Below are 15,298 nucleotides of genomic sequence, written 5' to 3'. Positions count from 1 at the left end.
GGGCCGGACCGGTCGGACACCGGTTCCGGCCCGCTGCGCCGTCACCCGCACGGGCGGTCCCGGTGGCGCTGGCCGGGACGAAGCCGCTTGCTGGTGAGGGGGGAGAAAGCGAGCGGCCCCGTGGACTCGAACGAACAGCGGATGACGACGCCCCGGGCTGCGGGCGTGGCCGGGATCATCTTCGCTGTGCTGCTCGCGGCAGCGATCGTGCTGGTACGGCTGGCGCTGCCCGAAGGGGCCGAGAAGGCCGACGCCGGTGCGTTCGACGACCCGTCGAGCCGCGATGCGGTGCACGCGGCGCTCGGGCTCGTTCCGTTCGCCGGCATCTTCTTCCTCTGGTTCATCGGCGCCCTGCGCGCGCGGGTCGGGGACGCGGAGGACAGATTCATCGCCACCGCGTTCCTGGGCAGTGGCCTGGTCTTCGTGGCCACACTCTTCGCTGCCGCCGCTGCCGCCGACAGTGCGCTGGCCACAGGAGCCGCCACCACGGGCACGATCCCACCGCACGTGGGGTTCGGACGGGACTTCGCGTACACCCTGATGACGACCTATGCGATGCGGATGGCAGCCGTGTTCATCTTCACGACCTCGGCCATGGGGCGTCGTCTCGGCGTCCTGCCGCGCCCGCTCACGATCCTGGGTTACCTCTGCGGTCTGACGCTGCTCCTCGCGGCGCCGGGCATCCCCTGGTCCGAACTGGTCTTCCCGTTCTGGGCCCTGATCATCAGCGTCCACATTCTGCGAGCCGGGCTGCGGTCCCGGCCCGCCCCCGTCGGCGTTCCATGACCGTCACTCCTGCGGCCCGCCACGGCGAGCGGGGACACGCTCCCACTTTCATGCTGATGTCGAGGAAAGACCAGTCCAGGAAGGGCGGATCTCGGTGAGGCTTGTCGTCGATCTCAACCGATGCCAGGGGTACGCGCAGTGCGCCTTCCTCGCTCCCGACGTGTTCGCCATGCACGGCGAAGAGGCGCTGCTCTACAACCCGCACGCCGACGAGGAACAGCAGGAGCACGTGGCACAAGCTGTCGCCGCGTGCCCGGTCCAGGCCATCAGCGTCGACAAGCTCGACGGTGACACGCCGGCGGAGGAGACGTCACATGAACAGTGACGGATTCCTGGCATGGCTCAAACGCGAAGGCCGCATCGTGATCGTGGGCGCCTCCCTCGCCGGTCTCCGGGCCGCGGAAACCCTGCGGGACGAGGGTTTCGCCGGTTCGCTCACACTGATCGGCGACGAGCCGTACGAGCCCTACGACCGGCCCCCGCTGTCCAAGCAGGTCCTTCTGGACGTGGCGACCCCCGAACACACCGCCCTGCCCCGGCGCCGGAAACTGGACGCGCACTGGCGGCTCGGCGTCCCCGCCGCCGGCCTGGACATGACGTCCAAGCGGGTGCGGCTGGCCGACGGCGACGAAGTGGAGTACGACCGGCTGCTCATCGCCACCGGCGTACGCGCGCGCCCTTGGCCGAAGGAGACGGAAGCCGGGCTCGACGGCGTCTTCGTCCTGCGCACCCGCGACGACGCGGCCGCGCTGCACCGACGCCTCGCGGCAGGCCCCCGCCGGGTGTTCGTGATCGGCGCCGGCTTCACCGGCTCGGAGATCGCCTCCGCCTGCCGTGAGCGCGGCCTGCCCGTCACCGTCGCCGAACGCGGAGCCGCGCCTCTCGTCGGCGCGCTCGGCGGCGTCGTCGGCGAGGTCGCCGCCGAGCTGCAGCGCGAGAACGGAGTGGACCTGCGCTGCGGTGTCATGGTCACCGCCCTGGAGGGCGACGCGGCGGGACGCGTCCGGGTGGCCCACCTCTCCGACGGTTCCACCGTGGAGACCGACGTCGTCGTCGTCTCGCTCGGCGCGACCCGCAACACCGAATGGCTCGCCGGCTCCGGACTCGGCGCCGGCCCCCGCGGAATCGCCTGCGACGCGGGCTGCCGCGCCTTCGACGTCCGCGGCATCGTCACGGACGACATCTTCGTGGCCGGTGATGTCGCACGCTCCCCGCACCCGCTGTTCGGCTATCAGTTCCTGTCCCTGGAGCACTGGGGCAATGCCGTCGCCCAGGCCGAGACCGCGGCGCACAACATGGTCAGCGAGAGCGTCGACCGACGCCCGCACATGTGGGTGCCCGCCTTCTGGTCCACCCAGTTCGGGGTGAACATCAAATCGGTCGGTGTGCCGTCCATGGGCGAGGAGATCCTCATCGCGCAGGGCTCGCTCGCGGAGCACAGATTCGTCGGCGTGTACGGGTACCAGGACCGCGTCATCGGCGCCGTCACGTTCGACCAGACGCGGTGGCTGCAGTTCTACGAGGAACTGATCGAGCGGAACGCGCCGTTCCCCCCGCCGTTCCCCACCGTGGACCGCCGGACCGAGGGCAAGCGTCCGCAGCCGGCCGATTTCCCCGACCCCTCGATTCCCACGCATGGTCCGACCGTCACCGTCAGCGGCTATTCGCCGACCGACCGGCGGATCACCTTCACTCCCGCCCGGCACTGACCCGCGAGCGACCACAAGGACTCGTCATGACCCAAGCCACGCTCCTGCGGCAGATCATCGACTACAAGAACCGTTCGAACCCGTATCCCCTGTACTCGGAGCTCCGCAAGACGCCGGTGGTCGACGAGGGCGACGGCGCGTACGTCGTGAGCACCTACTACGAGATCCGGAGCCTGCTCCACGATCCGCGGGTCAGTTCCGACGCGCGCAATCTGGCCTCGCCGGCCCCCAACGACCTGACCCCGCAGGAGGAGGAGTCGGCCCTGCCGCCGAGCTTCATCCGGCTCGACCCTCCGGAGCACGACCGGCTGCGGCGCATGACCAACCGCTCGTTCGGGCCGCCGCACTCGCCGCGCCGCGTCCACGAGATGCGCGGCGAACTCGCCGGGATCGTCTCCGGCCTCATCGACGGCATCGGCGACCCGGGGCGTATCGATCTGGTCGAGCAGTTCTCCTACCCCTTCCCCGTGACCGTGATCTGCCGGCTGCTCGGTGTGCCGCGAGAGGACGAGTCGCGCTTCCACGGCTGGGCCGACACCCTCGCCGCCAGCCTGGATCCCACGCCCGGGCAGGACCCGACCGAGCGGAACCGGATCGCCCACGAGGCCCGCACGCAGCTGGGCATGTACCTGGCCGGGCTGATCGAGGAGCGCCGCAAGAATCCCGGCCACGACATGCTCTCCGAGCTGGCGACCGGCACTCACGGACCGGACGGAACCCTGACGACGATGGAGGTGCTCAGCACCGCGGCCCTGCTGCTGATCGCCGGCCATGAGACGACGGTCAACCTGATCACCAACGGCATGCTCACCCTGCTGCGCCACCCGGAGGTGCTCCAGCGGCTGCGGGACGACCCGGGGCTGGCCGTCCCCATCGTGGAGGAACTGCTGCGCTACGAGCCGCCCGTACAGCTGGTGCCGAACCGCACCACGCTCGCGGACATCGAGGTCTGCGGCGTCACCATCCCGAAGGGCGCCTCGCTCTGGCTCGTCGTGGCCTCGGGCAACCGCGACCCGCAGCGGTTCAACGACCCCGAACGGTTCGACCCGGACCGGCAGGACATCCAGCATCTCGGCTTCGGCAGCGGCATCCACAGCTGCTTCGGCGCGCCGCTGGCCCGGCTGGAGGCGCAGCTCGCGCTGAGCGAGCTGGCGCGCAGGCTCGACAACCCCCGTCTGGTCGAGGATCCACCGGAGTACCGGCAGAACGCGGTGCTGCGCGGCCCCCGCCATCTGAACATCGTGTGCGACGGCATCCGCCCGTAGGCCGTGTCTTCGAAGTCCCGTCCGCCCGGCGACGCCTGGCACGCCCTCCCCCCTTAGGGCACGGGAGGTGCCCCCAGCACCGGACGCCGCCGGGCCCGCCCTCCGGGCGGACGACGCTGCTTCGAAGACACTCCCCATCGGGCGCGGGTCAGAGGGCGGTGAGGATCCGCGGGCCGTCGTCCGTGATCGCCACCGTGTGCTCGGCGTGCGCCGCACGGGAGCCGTCCGACGTGCGGAGCGTCCAGCCGTCGCGGTCGGTGTGGTAGCTGTCGCCGCCGCCCCCGATCAGCATCGGCTCGATGGCGAGCACCATCCCGTGGCGCAGCGGCATTCCACGGCCCGGGCGGCCCTCGTTCGGCACGCCCGGATCCTCGTGCATCGTGCGGCCCACGCCATGGCCGCCGAAGCCGGACAGAATCCCGTAACCCGCGCCGCGGCACACGCGGCCGATCGCATGGGAGATGTCCCCGATGCGGTTGCCGACGACCGCAGCGGCGATGCCCGCCTCCAGGGCCTCGTACGCCGTGTCGATGAGGCGTACGTCCGCGGGGCGGGGGCGGCCGACCGTGAAGCTGATGGCCGAGTCGCCGGCCCAGCCGTCCAGGAGGGCGCCGCAGTCGATGCTCACGAGGTCGCCGTCGCGGAGCCGGTAGCCGCCCGGGATGCCGTGCACGACTGCGTCGTTGACGGAGGCGCAGATGACGGCGGGGAAGGGCGTGGGGGCCCAGTCGGGCCGGTAGTCCAGGAAGGGCGAGCCCGCACCAGCCTCGCGCAGCACCGCGCGGGCGGCTTCGTCCAGCGTCCGGAGCGTGACGCCCACGGCGGCCTTGTCCCGCACTGCGGCCAGCGCCTGGGCGACGACCCGGCCGGCGGCCCGCATGGCGTCCAGGGATGTGTCTGTCTTGATCTCCACCATGCCAATTACTATACCGGTTGAGGCGGTATTAGAATGACGCCATGGTGCGCACCCCCCTGACCCCCGAAGAGCGTGAACGCGGCGAGCGGCTCGGCCGGCTGCTCCGCGAGGCGCGCGGCTCACGGAGCATGGTGGACGTCGCGGCGGCCGCCGGACTCTCCGCCGAGACCCTGCGCAAGATCGAGACCGGCCGCGCCCCGACCCCCGCCTTCTTCACCGTCGCGGCGCTTGCCGGGACGCTGGGCCTGTCCATGGACGAACTCGTCGTGCGCTGCGCGCTCGTGTCCGCGTAGCGGTCGTCACTGCGCGGCGACCGCCGGCTGTGCCCGGCCGTGGCGCGGCGACTCGACCCCGGCCGACGGCGCGATCGCCGGATCCGCGTGCGAGACCTCGCGAGGACCGCGTTCGAGACCTCCCGAGGACCGCGTGCAACGAGAACCCGCCACGCGTCGCATACGAACGCCCCCCGCGCTTGGCCGCTCGCTGCTCGGACCGCTCGACACCGGCCGCGCCTGATGACGGGCCCAGATGGGCGGGACGGCCGAGGCCCGTGGGGCCTGCCGGCGCGGCGCAGCGGGGCGTAGTCTCGCGCCGTGGACCTCCAGGAGCTCAACCGTGCGAAGTACATCAGCCTGACCACTTTCCGCAAGGACGGGACGGGCGTCGCGACACCCGTGTGGTTCGCCGTCGCGGGCGGTGAGCTGTACGTCTGGACCCGCTCCGACTCGTGGAAGGTGAAGCGGCTGCGCAGGGACAGCCGCGTCACCGTGAGCGCGTGTGACGTGCGCGGCCGGGTCGTGGAGGGTGCGCCGTCCGTGGAGGGCACGGCGCGGCTGCTGGGCGACGCGGACATGAAGCGGGTCAGGAAGGCTCTCGCCCGCAAGTACACCTGGCAGTTCTGGCTCGTCGACCTGCCGGCCGCCGCCGTACGGCTCGGCAAGCGACCGCACACCGGCATCGCAGTGACGCTCCGGGCATCTTGAGCTGTCCGCCCCGTCGACGAAAACTCCGCGTAGCCGAGCCGTAACACGACTGATGTCGAATGCCTACCGACCGTAGGCGGAGGGCGGGCAGGCGTCATGGTGCATCAACTCCCCGTGGAAGCAGGGGTGTTCGCGCAGTACCTGAGAGAGCTGACGGGGCGGCTCGACCGGGGGAGCGGCTGGTACGGAGTGTTCTGGCAGCGCGACCCCGACGGACTGCTCGCCTGCCTCGACGGCGCCGAGATACCTCCCTGGGACGTGGTGGAGTCGCTGCTCCAGGACCTCGCGGCCGACGACGGCGAGACCGTGCGCGCCCGGGCGCTGCACACCGCCGCGGCCGCCGCTCACGACCGCCGCGCGGGCGGCCTCGAGGCCCTCCAGGAGCGCCTCGAGGGGATGCTCCGTGAACAGGTGCACGCGGCGGACCGCGGCCAGGAGCTCCTGCGCCGGCTGGCCGCCCTTCCCGAGGGCACCTCCGAGTACCAGCGCCTCGCCCACGACCTGTCCTGGACCAACGACGACCACACTCGTGCGACGGCTCGCTGCGCGGAACTGTCCGCCCGCCTCGCGGCCCTGGCCCCCGCTGCCACGGCGACGCCGGAGTGGGCCGACGGGGCGCCGCACGCCCCGGGCGGCCACGCTGGAGCGGGGCCGGGCGGGCAGCCGGCATCGACGCTGCCCGGATCACTGCCCGACTCGTGGTTCCGGCCGGACGGCGGCGACGAAGCCGCTCCGGCGGCGCCCGACGCCGGAGCCCCCGGAGCCCCCGGAGCCCCCGGAGCTGCGGACGGTCCGTCGGACGACGGCCGCGGCGGGGCGCGGAGGTGGCTCGGGGGGAAGCGGCGGCCGCGAGGGGCCCGGTATGCGTGGCTGGACGGGGACGGCGTCGGGAACGACGACGGGAACGGGGGCGAGGCCGTCGGCGTCCCCGTACTGCCCGTTGCCGAAGAGCGGCCGCGGGGGGCGCGGTTCGGCGGAGGCGAGGACCGCGAGGAGGAGCCGCCCCAGCGCGTCGCACGCGGGCACCAGGGCGCGGGGGCGGGCGCGGACGCCGAGGCGCGGCGCGCCGCCGGCCGGACCGTCGCCGCCCTCGTGCGGCTGCGCGCCGAGGGGCGCGGCGGCGAGGCTCACGCCGTGCTGTGCGAGGCCGCCGCGGGCCCCGCCGCCCGGCTGCCGGTGCTGGCGGCGGAGCTCTACCGCGCGGGACTCGGCGCGGACTGGGCCACGCTGCTCTGGGAGGCCGCGTCGCTGCCGCCCGCGCAGCTCGCCGCCGCCGCCGGGGCGCTGGCCGCGGCCGGGAGAGCCGAGGACTGCGGGCATCTGCTGCGCCAGGGCGTCGCCCGCCCCGCCGCCGAGATCGCCGATGCCGTGCTCCTGCTCACCGAGGCCGGCGACCGCAGCGAGGCGGACGCCCTGCTCGCCGCCTTCGTCCGGGCCCGAAGCCCGGAGGACGCCGCACAGCTCGCCGCTCCCGACCCCCGCGGGCTCGTGCCGCAACTGCTCGTCGCGGCCCGCGGGGTGTCCCCCGACCACGAGCGCGATCTCGTACACGCCCTGCGTGTCGCGGGACTCATCAGCGCCTGAAAACATACGGTATACGCTTGTATGTCGACCGCTTGAGTGCGAAACATGATCGACACTGCGGGTTGACGACGATGGTCTTGCCCCCGTGTGTGACGGGGCTTACGTTCTCCTCCTACGTACCGCGTCTACGTGCGTAGAGGCTCTGACGTCTTGTCGAAGGAGCAGCTCATGACCAATGTCGTACGCGCCGCACTCGTCCAGGCGACCTGGACCGGCGACACCGAATCCATGATCGCCAAACATGAGGAGCACGCCCGCGAGGCGGCCCGGCAGGGCGCCAAGGTCATCGGATTCCAGGAGGTCTTCAACGCGCCGTACTTCTGCCAGGTGCAGGAGCCGGAGCACTACCGCTGGGCCGAGCCCGTCCCGGACGGCCCCACGGTCCTGCGGATGCGGGACCTCGCCCGGGAGACCGGCATGGTGATCGTCGTCCCCGTCTTCGAGATCGAGGGCACGGGCTTCTACTACAACACCGCCGCGGTGATCGACGCCGACGGCACCTACCTCGGCAAGTACCGCAAGCACCACATCCCGCAGGTCAAGGGATTCTGGGAGAAGTACTACTTCAAGCCGGGCAACGCCGGCTGGCCCGTCTTCGACACCGCGGTCGGCAAGGTCGGCGTCTACATCTGCTACGACCGGCACTTCCCCGAGGGCTGGCGCCAGCTCGGCCTCAACGGCGCCCAGTTGGTCTACAACCCGTCGGCCACCTCACGCGGTCTCTCCTCCTACCTCTGGCAGCTGGAGCAGCCCGCCGCCGCCGTCGCCAACGAGTACTTCATCGCCGCCATCAACCGCGTCGGCCAGGAGGAGTACGGCGACAACGACTTCTACGGCACGAGCTACTTCGTCGACCCGCGGGGCCAGTTCGTCGGCGACGTCGCCAGCGACAAACAGGAGGAACTGATCGTCAGAGACCTGGACTTCGGCCTCATCGAGCAGGTCCGCCAGCAGTGGGCGTTCTACCGCGACCGCAGGCCCGACGCCTACGAGGGGCTGGTGCGGCCATGAGCGATCTGTACGCCCGGCACCGGGCCGTCATCCCCGACTGGGTCGCCCTCTACTACCGGCAGCCCATCGAGATCACCCACGGCGAGGGCCGGTACGTCTGGGACACGGCCGGCAACCGCTACCTCGACTTCTTCGGCGGCATCCTCACCACCATGACCGCCCACGCCCTGCCCGAGGTCACCAAGGCGGTGAGCGAGCAGGCCGGGCGGATCATCCACTCCTCGACGCTGTACCTCAACCGCCCCATGGTCGAACTCGCGGAGCGCATCGCCGCCCTCTCCGGCATCCCCGACGCCCGCGTCTTCTTCACCACGTCCGGCACCGAGGCCAATGACACGGCCCTGCTGCTGGCCACCGCGTACCGCAGGTCCGGCCAGATCCTCGCGATGCGCAACAGCTACCACGGCCGCTCCTTCTCGGCCGTCTCCATCACCGGCAACCGTTCCTGGTCGCCCACCGGCCTCTCCCCGGTACAGACGCTGTACGTGCACGGCGGCGTCCGCACCCGGGGACCGTACGCCCGGCTGTCCGACGCGCAGTTCATCGAGGCCTGCGTCGCCGACCTGGAGGATCTGCTCGGCCACACGCACGACGTCGCCGCGCTGATCGCCGAGCCCGTCCAGGGCGTAGGCGGCTTCACCTCCCCGCCCGACGGGCTGTACGCCGCGTTCCGCGAGGTCCTGGACCGGCACGGCATCCTGTGGATCTCCGACGAGGTGCAGACCGGCTGGGGAAGGAGCGGCGACCACTTCTGGGGCTGGCAGGCCCACGCCGAGAACGGCCCGCCGGACCTCCTCACCTTCGCCAAGGGCATCGGAAACGGCATGTCCGTCGGCGGCGTCGTCGGCCGCGCCGAGGTGATGAACTGCCTCGACGCCAACTCGATCTCCACCTTCGGCGGCTCGCCCGTCACCATGGCCGCGGGCCTGGCGAACCTCTCGTACCTGCTGGAACACGATCTGCAGGGCAACGCGCGCCGCGTCGGCGGACTGCTCATCGAGCGGCTGCGCGCCATCGCCGCCGCCGTGCCCGCCGTCCGTGAAGTGCGCGGCCGCGGACTGATGATCGGCATCGAACTGGTCAGGCCCGGCACGGACGAGGCGTCACCGGAAGCCGCCGCGGCCGTCCTCGAAGCGGCCCGCGAGGGCGGACTGCTCCTCGGCAAGGGCGGTGCACACGACACCAGCGTGCTGCGGATCGCACCACCGCTGTCGCTCACCGTCGCCGAGGCCGAGGAAGGCGCCGCGATCCTCGAACGGGCCCTGCGCGGCCTCTAGTTCACGCGAGGGGAAAACATGACCAACCGCACCCTGATCCGCGGCGGACTCGTCATCACCGCCGCCGACGAGACGCACGCCGACGTACTGATCGAGGACGGCAGGATCGCCGCCCTGGCCGCGCACGGCTCCACCGCGGCCGGGAGCTGGACCGCCGACCGCACCATCGACGCCACCGGGAAGTACGTCATCCCGGGCGGAGTCGACGCGCACACCCATATGGAGCTGCCGTTCGGCGGGACCTTCGCCTCCGACACCTTCGAGACCGGCACCCGCGCAGCTGCCTGGGGCGGCACCACCACCATCGTGGACTTCGCCGTCCAGTCGATGGGCCACGCACTGCGCGAAGGGCTGGACGCCTGGTACGCGAAGGCCGACGGCAACTGCGCCGTCGACTACGCCTTCCACATGATCCTCTCCGACGTCAACGAGTCGACGCTCAAGGAGATGGACCTCCTCGTCGAGGAGGGCGTCACCTCCTTCAAGCTCTTCATGGCCTACCCCGGCGTCTTCTACAGCGACGACGGACAGATCCTGCGGGCCATGCAGCGCGGCGCCTCCAACGGCGGGCTGATCATGATGCACGCCGAGAACGGCATCGCGATCGACGTGCTCGTCGAACAGGCGCTGGCGCGCGGCGAGACCGACCCCCGCTACCACGGAGAGGTCCGCAAGGTGCTGCTGGAGGCCGAGGCCACGCACCGCGCGATCCAGCTCGCCCGGGTCGCCGGAGCGCCCCTGTACGTCGTCCACGTCTCCGCCGACGAGGCGGTCGCCGAGCTCGCCGCCGCCCGCGACAAGGGACTTCCCGTCTTCGGCGAGACCTGCCCGCAGTATCTGTTCCTCTCCACCGACAACCTCGCCGAGCCCGGCTTCGAGGGCGCGAAGTACGTCTGCAGCACCCCGCTGCGGCCGAAGGAGCACCAGGCCGCGCTGTGGCGGGGGCTGCGCACCAACGATCTCCAGGTCGTCTCCACCGACCACTGCCCGTTCTGCTTCACGGGCCAGAAGGACCTCGGCCGCGGCGACTTCTCCAAGATCCCCAACGGACTGCCGGGCGTGGAGAACCGGATGGACCTCCTGCACCAGGCGGTCCTCGACGGACACCTCACCCGGCGCCGCTGGATCGAGATCGCCTGCGCCACGCCCGCCCGGATGTTCGGCCTCTACCCGAAGAAGGGCACCATCGCGCCGGGAGCCGACGCCGACGTCGTCGTATACGACCCGCACGCCGAGCAGACCCTGTCGGCCGAGACCCACCACATGAACGTGGACTACTCGGCCTACGAGGGCAGACGGATCACCGGACAGGTCGAGACCGTTCTCTCGCGCGGCGAAGTCGTCATCGACCAGCGGGAGTTCACCGGCCGGGCCGGCCACGGCGTGTACACCCCCCGCTCCACCTGTCAGTACCTGAACTAGGAGGCACCCGGTGGACTTCGGACTCGTGCTGCAGACCGATCCGCCCGCCTCGGCGGTCGTCGGCCTGATGCGGCGTGCGGAACGCAACGGCTTCCGCTACGGCTGGACCTTCGACTCCGCGGTGCTCTGGCAGGAGCCGTTCGTCATCTACAGCCAGATCCTGGAACACACGCAGAAGATGCACGTCGGCCCCATGGTCACCAACCCCGGGACCCGGACGTGGGAGGTCACCGCCTCCACCTTCGCCACCCTCAACGACATGTACGGCAACCGCACCGTCTGCGGCATCGGACGAGGCGACTCCGCGATGCGGGTCGCCGGCCGCAAACCCAACACCCTGGCGCGCCTCGGTGAGGCGATCGGCGTCATCCGCGATCTCGCCGAAGGCCGGCAGGCCGTCGTCGACGGACAGCCACTGCGGATCCCCTGGGTCCGCAGCGGGAAACTGCCCGTGTGGATGGCGGCGTACGGACCGAAGGCGCTCGCGCTCGCCGGACAACGGGCCGACGGCTTCATCCTGCAACTCGCCGACCTCTACCTCACCGAATGGATGGTGAAGGCGGTACGTGCCGCGGCCGCCGACGCAGGACGCGACCCGGACGCGATCACGATCTGCGTCGCCGCGCCCGCCTACGTCGGCGACGACCTGGCGCACGCGCGCGACCAGTGCCGCTGGTTCGGCGGGATGGTCGGCAACCACGTCGCCGACCTGGTCTCCCGCTACGGCGAGCACTCGGACATGGTGCCGGAGGCGCTGACCGCGTACATCAAGGAGCGGCACGGCTACGACTACAGCCACCACGGCCGGGCCGGCAATCCGTCCACGGACTTCGTGCCCGACGAGATCGTGGACAGGTTCTGCCTGCTCGGCCCGCCGTCCGCGCACATCGAGAAGCTGACGGCGCTGCGTGAGCTGGGCGTGGACCAGTTCGCCGTCTACAACATGCACGACGCGAAGGAAGCGACGATCGACGCGTACGGCGCCGAGATCATCCCCGCGTTCAACCGCTGAAAGGCACCCGCCACTGCTGAAGGGCCAAGGCCATGACCGCGACCGTCCCCCCGGCCCCGTCCGACTCCGACCAGGTAATCGACGCACAGGGCCGGGTGGAGCTCGCGCCCGGCGCGGTCCCCGACGAAGGCCGCTTCGTCAACGGCGATCTGCTGCCCGTACCGGTCGTCCGCCGCCACTGGACGACCTACAACTTCGCCGCGCTGTGGGTCGGCATGGCCCACAACATCCCGTCCTGGCTGCTCGCCTCCGGGCTCGTCGCGCTCGGCATGGACTGGAAGCAGGCCGTCTTCACAATCGCGCTGGCCAATGTGATCGTGCTGTTCCCGATGCTGCTCACCGGGCATGCCGGACCCAAGTACGGCATTCCCTTCCCGGTGCTCGCGCGCTCCTCGTTCGGGCTGCGCGGCGCCAACCTCCCGGCACTCATCAGGGCCGCGGTGGCCTGCGCCTGGTTCGGCATCCAGACCTGGATCGGCGGCCAGGGCATCTTCGTCCTGCTCGGCACGATCTTCGGCGGCTGGGCGGAGGCCGCCGAGATCGCCGGCCAGCCCTGGACCCTGTGGCTCTGCTTCGTCGTCTTCTGGGCGATCGAACTGGCCATCATCTACCGGGGCATGGAGACCCTGCGCCGGTTCGAGAACTGGGCGGCGCCGTTCGTCATCGTCGGCGCGCTGGTGCTGCTGGTGTGGATCGCGATCAAGGCGGGTGGCTTCGGCCCGCTGCTGGACCAGCCCTCCAAGCTCGGCTGGGGCGAGGACTTCTGGCCCGTCTTCTTCCCCTCCCTCATGGCAATGATCGCCTTCTGGTCCACGCTGTCCCTGAACATCCCGGACTTCACCCGCTTCGGCGCCGGACAGCGCGCCCAGGTCTGGGGCCAGACGCTGGGGCTGCCGACGACGATGACGCTGTTCGCGCTGCTGTCCGTGTTCGTCACCTCCGGCTCCCAGGCCGTGTACGGCGCGCCGGTCTGGGACCCGGTCCAGCTCGCCGCCAAGGCCGACAACGTCTTCGGACTGCTGTACGCCCTGGTGACCGTGCTGATCGCGACGATCTCGGTGAACATCGCGGCGAACGTCGTGTCACCCGCGTACGACCTGGCGAATCTCGCGCCGCGCTTCATCAACTTTCGCACCGGTGCACTGATCACGGGAGTCGTCGGCGTCCTCATCATGCCGTGGAAGCTGACCGAGACCCCCGAGCTGTACATCTTCACCTGGCTCGGACTGGTCGGCGGGCTGCTCGGCACGGTCGCGGGCATCCTCATCGCCGACTACTGGATCATCCGCCGCACCCGCCTCGCCCTGGCGGAGCTCTACCGGCCGCACGGGCGCTACTGGTACGCCGCAGGCTGGAACTGGCGAGCCGTCTGCTCGTTCGCGGTGGGCGGCGTACTGGCGATCGGCGGCTCGCACTCCGCGCCCGGCAAGGGACCCTTCCCCGAGGAAGGACTGATCCCCGTCCTCAAGCCCCTCGCGAACTACGGCTGGGCGGTGGGGCTCGCGGCCGCGATGATCCTGTACACCCTGCTGATGCTGCCTCAACGGGCCCGACACCGCTGAGCAACCGGCTCAAGGGCCCGGACCAGCCGCTCCCGCAGCCGGTCCGGGTCGCCGGGGCAGGACGCGCCGTCGACCCTCCAGCCCCGTACCGTGCCGGGCCCGAAGCCCGCCGCGTGCTCGCCGAGCACCCGGCGCAGCAGGCGCGGGGTGAGCCGGGTCCGGGGACATTCGGCGAGCAGGACGGCGTCGTACAGATCCTTGCCGCGGCCGACGCGGTCCTGCGCGCAGTCGGTGCACAGCCACAGAAGCTTCCAGGCGAGGGACAGTTCCCGGCTCGCGGTACGCACCGCAGTGGGCGGGCCGCCGTCGCCGCGGGGGACGGCCGTCCACACCGGCGGGTCGGGTACGGCCTCGTCGAGCGTGAAGTCCAGCCTGATCTCGCCGCGTACCGCGCCGCGCTCGTCCCCGGACGTGCGCCACGGGACGAAGATCCGCAGCCCGGGCAGTTCGTACTCCCAGGTGCTCATGGTTTCGTCGTCGTCGTACAGATCGTCGTCGTAGTCCCCGAACCGCTCCTGTCTGACGGAGTCCGGCTCGAAGGTGATGCCACCGGGAGCCGTGGGGCTGTTGCGGATCTCCTCGACCAGATCGTCCAGGGACGCCAAGCTCTCGAAGGACCGGCCGTCCAGCCAGCGCAGCCCCTCGGGCGGGAGCACCGGCCGCGCCCCGTACGCCGAGAACTCCTCCTCGCCCCAGATCTCGTACCGCGCCGCGCCCTCCGCGGCCTCCGGCCACTGCTGCACCGTCTCGACGTCGTCGACGTACGGATACGGGCTCAGCCGGTCCGGGAACGAGCCAGGGCCGGGGGCGAGGACGATCCAGTCCAGGTCGGCGGGCTCACGTGCCTCGGGCCCGAGCCAGGCCTGCAGCGGCATACTGCCGCGCAGCACCAGTCCGTCGCCCCACGGCGCATCGGCGATCAGCCGCAGCACATGGTCGAGGGCGGCCCTCCGCAGCGGCTCGACGTCGGTCATCGCCCCGCGCCCTCGATCCAGCCCGCGTCGGCCGACGGACGGTCGTCGTGGACGACGAACTCCTCCTCCACCTCCACGTACCGGAAGCCGGCGGCCGAGAGCGCGGTGAGCAGCGCGTCGAGCCTGCGGCGCGCCTCGGGGCGGCCGACGGCGTGGCAGCGCTGGGTGACGAACCGCTCGTGCCGGCCGTGCCGGGGCCCGCGGCGGGCGTTGCGGGAGACATGGGCGTCGTGCGCCTCGGCCACGGCCCGGACCACGGCGATCGCCTCCGCGTCGTCCAGCAGCAGCTTGACATGGTGCTCGAAGCCGCAGTGTGGGGGCAGTTGCAGTGCCTCGGCCGCGGTGCGCGGCACGTCCTCGTTCCACGGAGCCGCCTCGATCTTGGTGCGGATCACCGGGAAGCCCGCCGCATCCAGCTGCCGGGCCGTGCGGCGTGCGGCGGCCAGCTGACCGCCGAGCCCGCCGCTGCCCCTGCCGGAGAGCATCGGCTGGTCGGGGGTCGCACCCCGGTCCAGGACGATGCGGGTCAGCTTCAGACCGTGGTCGGCGGCCCACGCGCCGAGCCGCTCGTCCTCGGCCGGCGTCCGGGGCGGGTGCACGGTCAGATGCGTCTCGAAGTCCCCCGTGAATTCCCGTACTGCGAACATGCGGCCGACCGTAGCAATGGCGACTGACACTCCCGCCCGCCCCGCGGACAGGGCCTAGTACTCCAGCTGTAGATCGTGATCTTGCTGGTGGGGCCTGGTAGGGGTACGGGTACGGCCACCGTTGATCATCGTGACTTGTGTGGAGTAACG

The 15,298-nt window shown here is 71.3% G+C and carries 15 protein-coding genes; 12 read left to right on the top strand and 3 right to left on the bottom strand.

Features of this window, described 5'->3' with window-relative positions:
- The 4 genes from ACWGI8_RS24005 to ACWGI8_RS23990 all read left to right on the top strand — a co-directional run.
- Positions 1-786, top strand: a 786-nt coding sequence (locus ACWGI8_RS24005) for a hypothetical protein (protein WP_453663801.1), incomplete at its 5' end; no start/stop codon positions are given.
- 94 nt (positions 787-880) lie between these two features.
- Positions 881-1,111, top strand: coding sequence for a ferredoxin (locus ACWGI8_RS24000; RefSeq protein WP_453663799.1), 231 nt, complete (start codon positions 881-883; stop codon positions 1,109-1,111).
- Positions 1,101-2,495 (top strand): NAD(P)/FAD-dependent oxidoreductase, encoded by a 1,395-nt coding sequence (locus tag ACWGI8_RS23995; RefSeq protein WP_453663797.1) that lies wholly within the window; start codon positions 1,101-1,103, stop codon positions 2,493-2,495. Before ACWGI8_RS24000 ends, ACWGI8_RS23995 begins: the two co-directional genes overlap by 11 nt.
- A 26-nt stretch (positions 2,496-2,521) precedes the next feature.
- Positions 2,522-3,760 carry a cytochrome P450 gene (locus tag ACWGI8_RS23990; protein WP_453663795.1) on the top strand — a complete coding sequence of 413 codons (1,239 nt, stop codon included), beginning with the start codon at positions 2,522-2,524 and terminating at the stop codon, positions 3,758-3,760.
- Between the two features lie 148 nt (positions 3,761-3,908).
- Here ACWGI8_RS23990 and map read toward each other — a convergent pair whose 3' ends face one another.
- Positions 3,909-4,676 carry a type I methionyl aminopeptidase gene (map, locus tag ACWGI8_RS23985; RefSeq protein WP_453663794.1) on the bottom strand — a complete coding sequence of 256 codons (768 nt, stop codon included), beginning with the start codon at positions 4,674-4,676 and terminating at the stop codon, positions 3,909-3,911.
- A 41-nt stretch (positions 4,677-4,717) separates the two neighbouring features.
- Here map and ACWGI8_RS23980 point away from each other — a divergent pair, with 41 nt between their 5' ends.
- The 8 genes from ACWGI8_RS23980 (at position 4,718) to ACWGI8_RS23945 (ending at position 13,527) form a co-directional block, all read left to right on the top strand.
- On the top strand, positions 4,718-4,969 hold the full coding sequence (locus ACWGI8_RS23980) for a helix-turn-helix domain-containing protein (RefSeq protein ID WP_453663793.1): 252 nt from the start codon (positions 4,718-4,720) through the stop codon (positions 4,967-4,969).
- A 300-nt stretch (positions 4,970-5,269) separates the two neighbouring features.
- Entirely contained in the window at positions 5,270-5,659 is a 390-nt protein-coding gene (locus ACWGI8_RS23975) for a PPOX class F420-dependent oxidoreductase (RefSeq protein ID WP_453663791.1), read from the top strand.
- A 96-nt stretch (positions 5,660-5,755) separates the two neighbouring features.
- Positions 5,756-7,243: a UL36 very large tegument protein gene (locus ACWGI8_RS23970; RefSeq protein ID WP_453663789.1), complete on the top strand. Its 1,488-nt coding sequence runs from the start codon at positions 5,756-5,758 to the stop codon at positions 7,241-7,243.
- A 168-nt stretch (positions 7,244-7,411) separates the two neighbouring features.
- Positions 7,412-8,254 (top strand): nitrilase-related carbon-nitrogen hydrolase, encoded by an 843-nt coding sequence (locus ACWGI8_RS23965; protein ID WP_453663788.1) that lies wholly within the window; start codon positions 7,412-7,414, stop codon positions 8,252-8,254.
- Positions 8,251-9,531 carry an aspartate aminotransferase family protein gene (locus ACWGI8_RS23960; protein WP_453663786.1) on the top strand — a complete coding sequence of 427 codons (1,281 nt, stop codon included), beginning with the start codon at positions 8,251-8,253 and terminating at the stop codon, positions 9,529-9,531. The genes ACWGI8_RS23965 and ACWGI8_RS23960 overlap by 4 nt, the downstream gene beginning before the upstream one ends.
- An 18-nt stretch (positions 9,532-9,549) precedes the next feature.
- The gene (gene hydA, locus ACWGI8_RS23955) at positions 9,550-10,953 is read left to right on the top strand and encodes a dihydropyrimidinase (RefSeq protein WP_453663785.1); all 1,404 of its coding nucleotides are present in this window, start codon (positions 9,550-9,552) and stop codon (positions 10,951-10,953) included.
- Positions 10,954-10,963: 10 nt separating this feature from the next.
- Positions 10,964-11,965, top strand: coding sequence for a TIGR03842 family LLM class F420-dependent oxidoreductase (locus ACWGI8_RS23950; RefSeq protein WP_453663783.1), 1,002 nt, complete (start codon positions 10,964-10,966; stop codon positions 11,963-11,965).
- Between the two features lie 32 nt (positions 11,966-11,997).
- On the top strand, positions 11,998-13,527 hold the full coding sequence (locus ACWGI8_RS23945; protein WP_453663781.1) for an NCS1 family nucleobase:cation symporter-1: 1,530 nt from the start codon (positions 11,998-12,000) through the stop codon (positions 13,525-13,527).
- Here the strand turns inward: ACWGI8_RS23945 and ACWGI8_RS23940 are convergent.
- On the bottom strand, positions 13,506-14,501 hold the full coding sequence (locus tag ACWGI8_RS23940) for a nucleotidyl transferase AbiEii/AbiGii toxin family protein (protein ID WP_453663780.1): 996 nt from the start codon (positions 14,499-14,501) through the stop codon (positions 13,506-13,508). The genes ACWGI8_RS23945 and ACWGI8_RS23940 overlap by 22 nt on opposite strands.
- On the bottom strand, positions 14,498-15,148 hold the full coding sequence (locus tag ACWGI8_RS23935) for a hypothetical protein (protein ID WP_453663778.1): 651 nt from the start codon (positions 15,146-15,148) through the stop codon (positions 14,498-14,500). The genes ACWGI8_RS23940 and ACWGI8_RS23935 overlap by 4 nt, the downstream gene beginning before the upstream one ends.
- Between the last annotated feature and the right edge of the window lie 150 nt (positions 15,149-15,298).

The sequence above is a fragment of the Streptomyces sp. NPDC054841 genome, assembly GCF_053611045.1.
The sequence above is the reverse complement of the archived record's forward strand: the minus strand, read 5'-3'. Positions and strand labels throughout refer to the sequence as shown.

Excerpts from the sequence above, each read along its gene's own strand:
- ACWGI8_RS23990 (WP_453663795.1), top strand. The coding sequence starts at position 2,522 with ATGACCCAAGCCACGCTCCTGCGGCAGATCATCGACTACAAGAACCGT.
- ACWGI8_RS23960 (WP_453663786.1), top strand. The coding sequence starts at position 8,251 with ATGAGCGATCTGTACGCCCGGCACCGGGCCGTCATCCCCGACTGGGTC.
- map (WP_453663794.1), bottom strand. The coding sequence starts at position 4,676 with ATGGTGGAGATCAAGACAGACACATCCCTGGACGCCATGCGGGCCGCC.
- ACWGI8_RS23965 (WP_453663788.1), top strand. The coding sequence starts at position 7,412 with ATGACCAATGTCGTACGCGCCGCACTCGTCCAGGCGACCTGGACCGGC.
- ACWGI8_RS23970 (WP_453663789.1), top strand. The coding sequence starts at position 5,756 with ATGGTGCATCAACTCCCCGTGGAAGCAGGGGTGTTCGCGCAGTACCTG.
- ACWGI8_RS23935 (WP_453663778.1), bottom strand. The coding sequence starts at position 15,148 with ATGTTCGCAGTACGGGAATTCACGGGGGACTTCGAGACGCATCTGACC.
- ACWGI8_RS23980 (WP_453663793.1), top strand. The coding sequence starts at position 4,718 with ATGGTGCGCACCCCCCTGACCCCCGAAGAGCGTGAACGCGGCGAGCGG.
- ACWGI8_RS23995 (WP_453663797.1), top strand. The coding sequence starts at position 1,101 with ATGAACAGTGACGGATTCCTGGCATGGCTCAAACGCGAAGGCCGCATC.
- ACWGI8_RS23940 (WP_453663780.1), bottom strand. The coding sequence starts at position 14,501 with ATGACCGACGTCGAGCCGCTGCGGAGGGCCGCCCTCGACCATGTGCTG.
- hydA (WP_453663785.1), top strand. The coding sequence starts at position 9,550 with ATGACCAACCGCACCCTGATCCGCGGCGGACTCGTCATCACCGCCGCC.
- ACWGI8_RS23945 (WP_453663781.1), top strand. The coding sequence starts at position 11,998 with ATGACCGCGACCGTCCCCCCGGCCCCGTCCGACTCCGACCAGGTAATC.